At 65.7% G+C, this 11,106-nt stretch carries 9 protein-coding genes and 1 pseudogene; 4 read left to right on the top strand and 6 right to left on the bottom strand.

The window, feature by feature from the left end:
* From BMZ19_RS19885 to BMZ19_RS19865, 5 genes and pseudogenes are all read right to left on the bottom strand, one after another.
* Positions 1-294: pseudogene (locus tag BMZ19_RS19885) on the bottom strand (transposase); the annotation flags it as partial.
* 78 nt (positions 295-372) lie between these two features.
* Positions 373-1,485, bottom strand: a complete 1,113-nt coding sequence (locus tag BMZ19_RS19880) for an enoyl-CoA hydratase/isomerase family protein (protein WP_090313320.1) — start codon at positions 1,483-1,485, stop codon at positions 373-375.
* Between the two features lie 29 nt (positions 1,486-1,514).
* A complete protein-coding gene (locus tag BMZ19_RS19875) occupies positions 1,515-2,333 on the bottom strand; it encodes an enoyl-CoA hydratase (RefSeq protein WP_090313319.1) in 819 nt (272 codons plus the stop codon).
* A 206-nt stretch (positions 2,334-2,539) separates the two neighbouring features.
* Positions 2,540-3,787: an ABC transporter substrate-binding protein gene (locus BMZ19_RS19870; protein WP_090313318.1), complete on the bottom strand. Its 1,248-nt coding sequence runs from the start codon at positions 3,785-3,787 to the stop codon at positions 2,540-2,542.
* A gap of 221 nt (positions 3,788-4,008) precedes the next feature.
* On the bottom strand, positions 4,009-5,247 hold the full coding sequence (locus BMZ19_RS19865) for an ABC transporter substrate-binding protein (protein WP_090313317.1): 1,239 nt from the start codon (positions 5,245-5,247) through the stop codon (positions 4,009-4,011).
* A gap of 184 nt (positions 5,248-5,431) precedes the next feature.
* Between BMZ19_RS19865 and ung the strand changes: the two genes are divergently transcribed.
* Positions 5,432-6,127, top strand: a complete 696-nt coding sequence (gene ung, locus BMZ19_RS19860; protein ID WP_090313316.1) for a uracil-DNA glycosylase — start codon at positions 5,432-5,434, stop codon at positions 6,125-6,127.
* Between the two features lie 2 nt (positions 6,128-6,129).
* Here the strand turns inward: ung and BMZ19_RS19855 are convergent, their stop codons facing one another.
* Positions 6,130-6,987 carry a DUF6279 family lipoprotein gene (locus BMZ19_RS19855; protein ID WP_090313315.1) on the bottom strand — a complete coding sequence of 286 codons (858 nt, stop codon included), beginning with the start codon at positions 6,985-6,987 and terminating at the stop codon, positions 6,130-6,132.
* A 296-nt stretch (positions 6,988-7,283) separates the two neighbouring features.
* On the opposite strand from BMZ19_RS19855, the gene BMZ19_RS19850 reads away from it, so the two are divergent.
* The 3 genes from BMZ19_RS19850 to tcuB all read left to right on the top strand — a co-directional run bounded on the left by BMZ19_RS19850 (position 7,284) and on the right by tcuB (position 10,975).
* A complete protein-coding gene (locus tag BMZ19_RS19850) occupies positions 7,284-8,210 on the top strand; it encodes a LysR substrate-binding domain-containing protein (RefSeq protein WP_090313314.1) in 927 nt (308 codons plus the stop codon).
* Between the two features lie 139 nt (positions 8,211-8,349).
* On the top strand, positions 8,350-9,804 hold the full coding sequence (tcuA, locus tag BMZ19_RS19845) for an FAD-dependent tricarballylate dehydrogenase TcuA (RefSeq protein ID WP_090313313.1): 1,455 nt from the start codon (positions 8,350-8,352) through the stop codon (positions 9,802-9,804).
* Complete coding sequence (gene tcuB, locus BMZ19_RS19840; protein WP_090313312.1) at positions 9,791-10,975, top strand: tricarballylate utilization 4Fe-4S protein TcuB; 1,185 nt, start codon at positions 9,791-9,793, stop codon at positions 10,973-10,975. Before tcuA ends, tcuB begins: the two co-directional genes overlap by 14 nt.
* The last annotated feature ends 131 nt before the right edge of the window (positions 10,976-11,106 follow it).

Genomic DNA, 11,106 nt, shown 5'->3' with positions numbered 1-11,106 from the left:
GAGGCTTTTGGCAAAGTACGCGGCGGCCTTTTTTACAATGGCCAGCTCCTCAGCTTGCTCAGCCAGCAGCCGCTTGAGCCGGGCGTTCTCGTCGGCCAGCGACTGCTCGCGCTCGCTGCTGGTCTGGGTCTGCTGCTTCTTGCTCCGCCAGCCGTAGAGCTGGGATGCATGGAGGCCGAGCTGTTCGGCAGCCTTACTGACGCCGATTCGCTCGGCCAAAGCCAGTGCTTCGTCCTTGTAGGCTTGGGAATGACGGGTGCGGGTTTGCTTCATCGGGGTTGCTTGTCTTGCCATGGTTCACCTCGTTGCAGTTTATCGCTTAACGGGGTGTCCACTGGAACTGGGCAAGATCATTCCGGTGTCAGTGCCGCTTCAGTCGTCACTGAGGTCGGCCAGTGGATGCTCGCCCTCCCAGGTCGGGGCGAAGTGGGCCTCGATGGCGGCTACGGGGATGGCGGCCACGTCCGGCCAGTGCCAGCGCGGCCGGTTGTCCTTGTCGATCAGCCGCGCGCGCACGCCTTCGGCGAACTCCGGGTGGCGGCAGCAGTTCAGGCTCATCGCGTACTCCATGCGGAACACGTCGGCCAGCGAGAGGAAGGGCGCCCGGCGCAGCTGTTCCCAGACCAGATGGGCGGTGAGCGGGCAGCCGGCGCCCAGGGTCGCGCCGGCGCGGGCCAGCAGCGGGTCGCTGTCGTCCTTCAGCGCGGTCAGCGCCTGCCAGGCCGCCGGCAGGTCGCTGACGTCGAGCAGGCGGTCGATCCGTTCGCGGCGCGGCAGCAGCTGGGCGCTGGGCAGTTGCGCCAGCGCCTCGTTTTCCAGCGCTTGCAGCAGGCTGTGCAACTGGCTGTCGGCCTGCTCGCTCCAGTTCAACTGGACCAGGCCATGCAGCAGGGCGTCCTGCTGGCTGTCGAGCAGGAAGCGGTCGGCGAGGTCGAGGTCGAGGGCGTCGCGGGCGTTGAGCTGGCAGGCGCTGAGACCGAGGAACAGGCCGAGGCGGCCGGGCAGGCGATTGAGGAACCAACTGGCGCCGACGTCCGGGTACAGGCCGATGCCGATTTCCGGCATGGCCAGGCGACTCGAGGGCGTGACGATGCGCAGGCTGGCGCTCTGCATCAGGCCCAGGCCACCGCCCATCACGTAGCCGTGGCCCCAGCACAGCAGCGGCTTGCGGTAGTGGTGCAGGCGCTGGTACAGGCGGTATTCGTCGGCGAAGAAGCGTCGCGCCAGCGGCGGCACCTCGCCGGGGTGGGCGCAGCAGGCTTCGGCCAGATGACGGACGTCGCCGCCAGCGCTGAAGGCCTTGCTGCCGCGGGCGCGCAGCACCACGCAGGCGATCTCGGTATCGTCCTGCCAGGCATGCAGGTGGTGGTCGAGCGCCTCGATCATCGGCAGCGACACGGCATTGAGGCTCTTCTCGGCATCTAGGGTGGCGATGCCGATGCGGTAGCCGTGGCGGCTGGGGCGTTCTTCGAAAATCACGTTCATTGCAGCGTCTCCCGCGCTTGTCGCACGCGTCAGCGGTTGCGCCAGTGCGGATCGCGTTTTTCCAGGAAGGCGTTGACCCCTTCGCGGGTGTCGTCGGCGTCGAACAGGTCGACGAAGCGCTCGCGCTCCTCGGCCAGCCAGCTGCTCGGACCACGCTGGCGGGCGCCCTGGATCAGCGGCTTGATGGTGCGTACCGCCACCGGGCTCTGTCGGGCCACCCGCGCCGCCAGCAGCAGGGCATGGCCGCGGGCCTCGCCGCTGTCGACCACCTGCTCGACCAGGCCGATGCGCAGGGCGGTTTCCGCATCCAGGCGCTCGCCGCAGAGGATCATGCGCTTGGCCCAGCCCTCGCCGACCAGCCAGGCCAGGTGCTGGGTGCCGCCTGCGCAGGGCAGCAGGCCGACCCCGGCCTCCGGCAGGGCCAGCTGCGCCTGGCGCTCGGCGATGCGGATGTCGCAGGCCAGCGCGCACTCCAGACCACCGCCCATGGCGTAGCCGTTGATCGCGGCGATGCTGACGCCGCGGAAGTCGCGCAGCGCCTCGAAGGCTTCGCCGAACAGGCGCGCCATGCTGCGGGCGCGGGCCTTGTCGCCGTCGGCGAACAGCTTGAGGTCGGCGCCGGCGCTGAAGAACTTGCCGCCCTGGCCGCTGATTACCAGGGCGTAGATGTCGTCGTCGCGGTTGAGGTGCTCGACCAGTTGGCGCAGGCCGATCAGCGAGTCACGATCCCAGGTGTTGGCGGGAGGATTGTTGATGGTGACCAGTGCGGTGTGGCCGTGCTTTTCCACGGTCAGCTTGTGGGTCAGGTCGAAGGGGGCGGACTTGTAGGGTTCGACGGCGTTGCTCATGTCAATCCTCGGGCGTCGGGCGGGTGTGCCGCACCTGCCGGGATTCCCAGCTGCGGCCACCCGGGAGGCGGATGCTCAGTCTGGTGCGCAACTGCAAGGGATGAGCTTCTTTTAGCTGGCCCGGCTCGGGGTGTCCAGTGCCGGGGTGACCGCCTGCCGTCGAAGCCACGGGCGTGGACAGCGAAGGCAGGCTGGGCGAGGGAGGTTTACTGCAGCTGCGGCGGCTGGCCGGCAGCGGTGCGCTCCTGCTTCCACTCTTCCGGAGTCTGGGCGGCGAGGGCGCCCTCCAGGCGGCCGACGATCTCGAAGTAGTCCTGCTTGGAACGGTCCTTCATGATCTCGTCACGGGATTTCACCTTCACCGCATAGACCGTCTGCAGGTTCTGGTGGTCCAGGGCACGCCACTCCTGCGGTCCCTTGAGCAGCTGGTACTTGTGGCCTTCCAGGGCGTTGATCAGGCTTTCGCTGTCCAGGGTGCGCGCGCGGGTGGCCGCGTCGGCCCACTGGTGCACGATGCTGTAGGCCGATGCGGCCGAGCTGGACGGGTAGAGGTCGTAGCGTTCGCTGAAGTTCTTGACGAAGGCCATACCGGGCTCGGACTTTTCCAGCTCCGGTACGCGCCAGGTCCACGGCTCGGTGCCGATGACGCCCTGCATCAGGCCGGGGCCGCCCTGTTCGACGATGCTCTGGGTCAGGTTGGGCGCGACGATCTGCATGCGTTGGGTCAGGCCGAGATCCTCGGCAATGCGCATGGCGCGCACCAGGTCGTCGCCGAACAGCACCAGGGTGAGTACTTCGGCGTCGCTGCTGGCCGCCTGGGTCAGTGCATCGCGATAGTCGGCCAGACGGGCGCCGGGGAACGGCACCTTGATACTGGGATGCTTGCTGGTGTCGGTGCTGCCGGTGGTCTGGCGCAGTGAGCTTTCGGTGGTGGTGCCCCAGGTGTAGTCCGAGGTGATGTAGAAGTAGCGCTTGTTCGGCAGGGTCTTGGACAGGTACTCGCCGAGCACCCGGGCGCTCATCCACGCGTTGTTGCACTCGCGGAACATGTAGCGATGGCCGTTCTTGCCGGTGGTGTCGTTGGAGTAGGTGAGGGTGCCGAAGTAGAGGATGCCGCGTTCCCTGGCGCGCTTGCTGGCGGCGATCGCCACGGCGCTGGACGAGCCGCCGAACAGCATCGCCGCGCCGTCATCGATCAGGCGGTTGACATTGTTCACCGCCTTTTCCGGGCGCGAGGCGGTATCGCGGCTGATCATGCGCAGCGGCCGGCCGAGTACGCCACCCTTGGCATTCAGTTCGTCGATCGCCAGCAGGGCGCCGCGCATCTGAGCGAGGCCTTCTTCCTTGTAGCTGCCGGTGCGGGGGTAGTTCAGCCCGAGGGTGATCGGATCTACAGCACTGGCAGTGGTGCAAAGTCCGGCCCACAGGGCTAGAGCCGTAAGAGTGCGCTTCATGGGGCCTCCAGATCGTTGTTATATATGCCCAAGCGTCTTGTACGCGGCGGCGAAGATGGGGGGCATTAGATGTTGGTCTAGCGCGGGGATGGGGTGTTTTGTGATGTGCGTCACGCACGCTCCAGACCGGCTGTGCCGCTCTGCCGGTCAGTTGCGTGGCGCTTGCCCGGCTCTGCCCTGAAACCCCCGGATCAGAGCCTTTTCATCGAAAAATCAGAGGCTTACTCGAGAGTCAGGCTGTCGCGTTCCTGCTCCCAGTCTTCCAGGGAAACCGCAGCCTGCTCGCCCTTCATGCGGTAGATGATCTCGAAGTAATCCTGTTTCAGCCGTCCCTTCATGATCTCGTCGCGCGGGCGCACGCGTACCGCGTAGATGTCCTGCAGGTTCTGGTGATCGAAGGCGCGCCATTCCTGCGGCCCCTTGAGCAGCTGGTACTGGTGGCCCTCGAGCGCCTGGATCACCGCCTGGCTGTCGCTGCTGCGGGCGCGCTCCACGGCCGCAGCCCACTGGCGGACGATGGCGTAGGTGGAGGCGGCGGTGCTGCCGGGATACTCCTGGTGCTGGGCGATGAAGGTCTTGACGAAGTTCGTTCCGGCCGCGCTCTTCTCCAGCTCGGCGACCCGCCAGGTCCAGGTCTCGGTGCCGATGACGCCGGCCATCAGGGCCGGCCCGGCCTGTTCGACCAGCGGCTTGGTCAGGTGCGGCACGATGATCTGCAGGCGGCGGTTGAGGCCCTGCTGCTCGATCAGGCGCAGCATCTTGACCAGGTCGTTGCCGAGCAGGTTGAGCACCAGCATGTCCGCCTCGCTCTTGCTGGCGGCCTCCAGGGCTTTGCGCATGTCCGCCAGGCGCGCCGCGTTGGCCGCCAGGCTGCGCCGGCCATGTCGCGCCTTGTCCTGGGTGGCGGTGCTGTCGCGCAGCGCGCGCTCCATGCTGTTGCCCCAGGCATCGTCGCGGGTGATGTGGAAATAGCGCCGGCGCGGCTGATTGATGGCCAGGTACTCGCCCAGGACCCGGGCGCTCATGTGTGCACTGCCCGACTCGCGGAACAGGTAGCGGTGGCCGTGCTGGCCGGTCACCTCGTTGGCGTAGGCGAGGGTGGCGAAGTACAGCAGGCCGTGCTCGCGGGCGCGCTGGCTGGCGGCGAGCACCTCTTCGCTGGTGGCGCCGCCGAACACCATGACCACACCGCGCGCCTGCAGGCGGTCGACATTCTTCACCGCGGTTTCCGCCCGCGAGGCGCTGTTGGCGGTTTCCAGGCGCAGCGGACGGCCGAGCACGCCGCCGCCGGCGTTGATCTCGTCGACCGCCAGCAGGGCGCCGCGCATCTGCTCGAGGCCCTCGGCCTTGTCGTTGCCGGTGCGTGGGTAGCTGAGGCCGATCCGCAGGGGATCGGCGGTCGGCGCGGCGTGAACGGCGAAACCGAGCAGCAGCAGGCTGAAGCAGACGAGTCGGCGCATGGACACCTTTCCTTGTGATGGGGGAGGGCGTTGTTGTACGCCGGCGTGCCGGGGTGGCCCATGCGCTTTTAAGGTGGCCGGGCCGCGACTTCGGTCGCTATCCCTCCCGCGCCGAAGGTCGCGCCTTGACTTGCCGGAGGGGCGTCTCTAGGGTGCCGCTTTCGTTTGCACGCAGAGGTCTGCCATGAGCGCCGCGCAGGATCGCATCAAACTCGAACCGGGCTGGAAGGCCGTTCTCGGCGAGGAATTCGACAAGCCCTACATGCAGACGCTGGGCGAGTTCCTGCGCAGCGAGAAGGCCGCCGGCAAGGAGATATTTCCGCCCGGCGGGCTGATCTTCAATGCGCTGAATACGACGCCGCTGGAGCGGGTCAAGGTGGTGATCATCGGCCAGGACCCCTACCATGGCCCAGGCCAGGCCCACGGTCTGTGCTTCTCGGTGCAGCCGGGCGTGCCGGTGCCGCCGTCGCTGCAGAACATCTTCAAGGAGCTCAAGCGCGACCTGAACATCGACCCGCCCAACCACGGCTGCCTGCAGCACTGGGCCGAGCAGGGCGTGCTGCTGCTCAACACCTCGCTGACCGTCGAGCAGGGCAAGGCCGGTTCCCACGCCAGCGCCGGCTGGCAGCCGTTCACCGACAAGGTGATCGAGGTGGTCAGCCGCGAGCGGCCGCACCTGGTGTTCCTGCTGTGGGGCGCCCATGCGCAGAGCAAGGAGCGCCTGATCGACCCGACCAAGCACCTGATCCTGCGCTCGCCGCACCCCTCGCCGCTGTCGGCGCACCGCGGCTTTATCGGCAACGGCCACTTCGCCCGCACCAACAAGTTCCTCGAACAGCATGGGCTGACGGCCATCGACTGGCGCCTGCCGGCAATCTGAGTTCAGCTGCCGCACACCAGGCCGTCGAGATCCGTGCGCACGGCATCCAGACGGTGTTGCAGGTGCGCGCGCTGGGCCGGCGTGGCGCTGGCCCACAGTTCGCTGAACAGCTCGGCCAGGCCCCGCTGGGCGCGGTTCACCGCGCGCCGGTAGTCGTCGTCCCAGTAACGCTCGGGGTTGCCCAGCAGGGGTTCGAGACGGGCAGCCAGTTGATCGCTGCGGGGTTGACGCAGGCTGTCCAGCAACTGCGCCTGCCAGCGCTCGCGCCAGGCCAGCCAGGGCTGCACGTTGGCCTCCTGGCGCGTTGCCCACAGGCGCAGATAGGCGCGCTGCAGCGGGTGCAGCGGGCCGAGCCAGTCCTCCAGGCGCCGCTCCATGCGGGTGGCCCGACGCTGCAGGCGTTGCTCCAGGCGGCCGACCAGGTGCTGCTCGCTCAGCCTGGTCCGCTCCGCGCTCAGGCGCTGGTCCAGTTCGGCGATCTGCGCGGCGCTGAGCCCGGTCAGCAGCTCGGCGCCGTCCGCGGCCACGTGGCGCAGGCTCGCTTGCAGCAGTGCGCGGGCCTCGCCCATCGGTCCCACCAGCTGCCCGGCGTCGGGGTTGCCGGCGAGCAGGACGCGGTGGCGTTCGAGCCAGTCGATATAGCGGGGCAACTCGCTTCTGCAGTGCCAGCGCAGGTGCTCGTCCAGTCGGGCATCCAGCCAGGCGCTCTGTCCGCTGTCGAGGCTCAGGTAGTTGTCCAGCCTCCAGGGGATCAGCCAGTCGAGGTTGCGGTAGACCAGCTCGATCCGGCTGCAGGCTGCCAGCACCAGCAGGGAGAGCAGCAGACCGAGCGAGCGGGTGGAGAGGGCGAGGCGGGGCATGGGGACTCCAGCGGCAGTCCAGACTGGCTTGAGGATAAGCCAGGGGGACGGACCCTGCCGCGCGGCCGGTGCTTAGAGGTACAGTACCGCCCAGCAGGCCTAGTACGGATCGTCTGTACCGGGGTGGTCTTCTTGCGCACGCTTTCTAGTAGCGACTTGATCCGCTCAAGCTGTTCGCGACTGATGTAGCTTGGGTAAAGGGTCTTTCGCATCGGGCGTTTATGCATAGTGCAAAAGATCTTGAACAGGCTGAGAGGCGATACGATTTTTTCACGTGGTCTTGAGGCTTAGGGGCTATGGAGCTGAGGCAGTTACGTTATTTTCTCAAAGTGGTTGAGTGCAAAAGCCTCGGGCGGGCCGCTCTGGAGCTCGAGGTGGGTACTTCGGCGCTAAGCCAGCAGATCAGCAAACTGGAGAACGAGCTCAGTACCCGTCTGTTGAATCGCACCAGTACTGGCGTGGTACCGACCAATGCAGGTATTGCCTTCCTGCATCATGCCCAACTGACGCTGCGCCAGGCCGAGCTGGCGATCAGTGCCGCACAACGGGGGCGCATGAGCGGTCATGTGAGTGTCGGTCTGGCACCGACCACAGCCAAGGTGCTGGCGCTGCCGTTGATCGAGGCGATGCGTGCGCGCTATCCAGATATTCAGTTGCATCTGGTGGAGATGCTCTCCGGCTATCTGGTCAGCCAGCTCAATGCCCGCCAGCTGGATCTTGCTGTGCTATTCCAGATCGATACCGGGCGGCGCTGGAGTGTCCGGCCGCTGCTGGACGAGCAATTGTTCGTCATCGCCGCTCCTGGCTTGCCCGGTGTTCCGGGGGGCGAGTGTGTCCAGCTGGCCGAGCTGGCGGAGTTGCCATTGATCCTGCCAAGTGCCCAGCACGGCCTGCGTGCCAGCCTGGCGGCTGCTTTCGAAAGTTCGGGAGTCAGACCCAACGTGGTCATGGATATCGATGGTCTGGCCGTGCTTATGGATGCAGTGCGTGCCGGCCATGCTGCCACCATCCAGCCGGGAGCGGCGGCAGCGCATTCCGCGGAAAGCGGTTTGATCGTGGTGCCGATTGCTGACTCTCATGTTGGACGGCGTAACCTGCTGGCGAGTCTGTCTGACGACGAGCTGTCGCCGGCTGCCCTGGCCGCGAGGGTGGTCATCGTCGATGTGGCTCGCGATCTGGTCCGCACCGGGCAGTGGCCGGGTGCGAGTTGGATCGAAGGGTAGGCTGCCGAGCAGAAAGTCTTTAGTAAAACTAAACACCTCATGCAGGATGTCGCCTGTCGGCAGTGCGTCTGGCGCCCTAGAGTCGCGCCAAGCGTGAGGAGTCCCTTCCAACTTGTCTCCTCACCGACGAGGAGACAACATGATCGATGTACTGGTAGTGGGCGGTGGCAATGCCGCGCTTTGTGCTGCCCTCATGGCCCGGGAAGCGGGGGCCCGAGTACTCGTGCTGGAGAGTTCGCCGCGTGAATGGCGCGGCGGCAATTCCCAGCACACCCGCAACCTGCGTTGCATGCACGAGGCGCCGCAGGATGTGCTGATCGATGCCTATCCGGAGGAGGAGTACTGGCAGGACCTGCTGAAGGTCACCGGCGGCATCACTAATGAGAGGCTGGCGCGCATTGCCATACGCGCCTCGTCGTCCTGCCGCGACTGGATGCGTTCTCACGGCGTGCATTTTCAGCCGCCGCTATCGGGGGCACTGCATGTGGCGCGCACCAATGCCTTTTTCATGGGCGGCGGCAAGGCGCTGGTTAATGCCTATTACCGCAGTGCTGAAAGTCTCGGTGTGCAGGTCCGTTACGATGTCCCGGTGGCCGACATCGAGTTGCAGGATGGGCGCTTCATCGCAGCACATATCGCCGAGCGCGTGGTCGATGGCCAGCGCCTGCCCGCCGAGCGCATCGAGGCGCGGAGCTGCGTTCTGGCGGCGGGCGGTTTCGAGTCCAACCGCGAATGGCTGCGCGAGGCTTGGGGGCAGAACGAGCGCGGCGAGTGGCCATCGGACAACTTCCTGATCCGCGGTACGCGCTTCAATACGGGTGTCCTGCTGCGGCGCATGATCGAGCTGGGCGCCGACGCCATCGGGGACCCGACCCAGGCGCATATGGTGGCCATCGACGCGCGCGCACCGTTGTATGACGGTGGTATCTGCACGCGTATCGACTGCGTATCGTTGGGGGTGGTAGTCAATCGTGAAGGCCGGCGCTTCTACGACGAAGGCGAGGATTTCTGGCCCAAGCGCTACGCCATCTGGGGCCGTTTGGTGGCCCAGCAGCCCGGCCAGATCGGTTTTTCCATCATTGACCGCAAGTCCGTCGGCAGCTTCATGCCGCCGGTGTTCCCGGGCACCAAGGCCAACAGTCTTGGCGAGCTGGCACGTCAGCTCGAGCTTCCTGAGGCCGAGTTCGTGAAAACTGTCGAGGACTACAACCGGGCCTGCCGGGTTGGCACCTTTGACCATACGGCGCTCGACGACTGCCATACCGAGGGACTCAGCCCAGCCAAGACCCACTGGGCGCGACCGATCGATACGCCGCCGTTCTACGGCTATCCCTTGCGGCCCGGAGTCACCTTCACCTACCTCGGGTTGAAGACCAATGAGCATGCGGTGGTGCATTTTACCGGCAAGCCCAGTCCCAACCTGTTCGTGGCCGGCGAGATGATGGCCGGCAATGTGCTCGGCAAGGGCTATACGGCAGGCATCGGTATGGCCATTGGCACCGCCTTCGGGCGCATAGCCGGCACCCAGGCAGCTATGGCAGCCGGTTACCGTACCCACGCAGTGACAGCAGGACACGACCATGCAAATGTTTGATCCCCGTGCCCAACAGGGCCAAGACCCGGTGGGCGAGACCAGCAACCTCATCCCCGTGCTTAATCTGGCCGAGACAGAAGTAGAGCGGCAGATGACCATCTGCAACTCCTGCCGCTACTGCGAAGGCTTCTGTGCCGTGTTCCCGGCGATGACTCGGCGCCTGGAGTTCGGTCAGGCGGACATCCATTATCTGGCCAATCTCTGCCACAACTGCGGCGCCTGTCTGCATGCCTGCCAGTACACGGCCCCTCACGAGTTTGCAGTCAATGTGCCGCAGGCCATGGCCAAGGTACGTTTGGAAACCTATGCCGAATATGCCTGGCCGGCGGCGTTCGGCAGGCTGTACAAGCGCAATGGCCTGACCTTGGCGCTGGCCAGTGCGGCCGCCTTGGTGCTGTTCCTGATCCTGACCATGGCCGCCAGTGGCAACCTGTTTGCCCCGGTGACAGGCGGCGATTTCTATGCGATCTTCCCGCACAACACTCTCGTGCTGATGTTCGGCTCAGTGTTTGGCTTTGCCATGCTGGCCCTGGCCCTCGGTGTGCGCCGATTCTGGCGCAATGTCTCGCCGCCCGGAGCTCCCGAGGTGAATGTCAACGCGGCGGCGCTGGAAGCAACCCAGGCGGTACTCGAGCTGAAGTACCTGGACGGCGGTCATGGGCAGGGCTGCAATAACGCTGACGACAAGTTCACCCTTTGGCGCCGGCGCTTCCATCACCTGACCTTCTACGGCTTCCTGCTGTGCTTTGCCGCTACCAGCGTGGCCACGCTCTACCACTATCTCTTAGGTTGGGCGGCGCCTTACCCGGTTACCAGTTTGCCGGTACTGCTGGGCATCTTCGGCGGCATCGGCCTGCTGATCGGTCCCGCCGGTCTGCTGTGGCTGAACTATCGTCGTCATCCTGAGCATGGTGACGTCAACCAGCGACCGATGGATCGAGGGTTCATCGCCCTGCTGTTTCTGGTGAGCTTGAGTGGCCTGGCACTGCTGGCCGGACGTGAAACCAGCGCACTGGCCTTGCTGCTGGCGACCCATTTGGGGTTGGTGATGGCCTTCTTCCTGACCATGCCCTATAGCAAGTTCGCTCACGGCATCTTCCGCAGCGCTGCATTGCTCAAGTCGGCCATTGAAAAGCGTCAGCCCAATACGCTCAAGCTTGGCGACGACTGAAAGAAGGGCGCCAGTCTTTTCTTTCTAGCTCCAGAGAAGCCCCCTGCCGACGTGGCAATCGCCCCGTCGGCAGGGGGCTTTTCGTATGTAGCCTCCCAGGCTTTGCCGTTCCCTTCTGTCACCGTGCCCTA

This window comes from Pseudomonas linyingensis (genome assembly GCF_900109175.1).
GTDB classification, from domain to species: domain Bacteria; phylum Pseudomonadota; class Gammaproteobacteria; order Pseudomonadales; family Pseudomonadaceae; genus Geopseudomonas; species Geopseudomonas linyingensis.
Note: the sequence above shows the minus strand (reverse complement) of the source record. Positions and strands in the feature narration are given on the sequence as shown.

Excerpts from the sequence above, each read along its gene's own strand:
- BMZ19_RS19880 (WP_090313320.1), bottom strand. The coding sequence starts at position 1,485 with ATGAACGTGATTTTCGAAGAACGCCCCAGCCGCCACGGCTACCGCATC.
- BMZ19_RS19875 (WP_090313319.1), bottom strand. The coding sequence starts at position 2,333 with ATGAGCAACGCCGTCGAACCCTACAAGTCCGCCCCCTTCGACCTGACC.
- BMZ19_RS19870 (WP_090313318.1), bottom strand. The coding sequence starts at position 3,787 with ATGAAGCGCACTCTTACGGCTCTAGCCCTGTGGGCCGGACTTTGCACC.
- BMZ19_RS19865 (WP_090313317.1), bottom strand. The coding sequence starts at position 5,247 with ATGCGCCGACTCGTCTGCTTCAGCCTGCTGCTGCTCGGTTTCGCCGTT.
- ung (WP_090313316.1), top strand. The coding sequence starts at position 5,432 with ATGAGCGCCGCGCAGGATCGCATCAAACTCGAACCGGGCTGGAAGGCC.
- BMZ19_RS19855 (WP_090313315.1), bottom strand. The coding sequence starts at position 6,987 with ATGCCCCGCCTCGCCCTCTCCACCCGCTCGCTCGGTCTGCTGCTCTCC.
- BMZ19_RS19850 (WP_090313314.1), top strand. The coding sequence starts at position 7,284 with ATGGAGCTGAGGCAGTTACGTTATTTTCTCAAAGTGGTTGAGTGCAAA.
- tcuA (WP_090313313.1), top strand. The coding sequence starts at position 8,350 with ATGATCGATGTACTGGTAGTGGGCGGTGGCAATGCCGCGCTTTGTGCT.
- tcuB (WP_090313312.1), top strand. The coding sequence starts at position 9,791 with ATGCAAATGTTTGATCCCCGTGCCCAACAGGGCCAAGACCCGGTGGGC.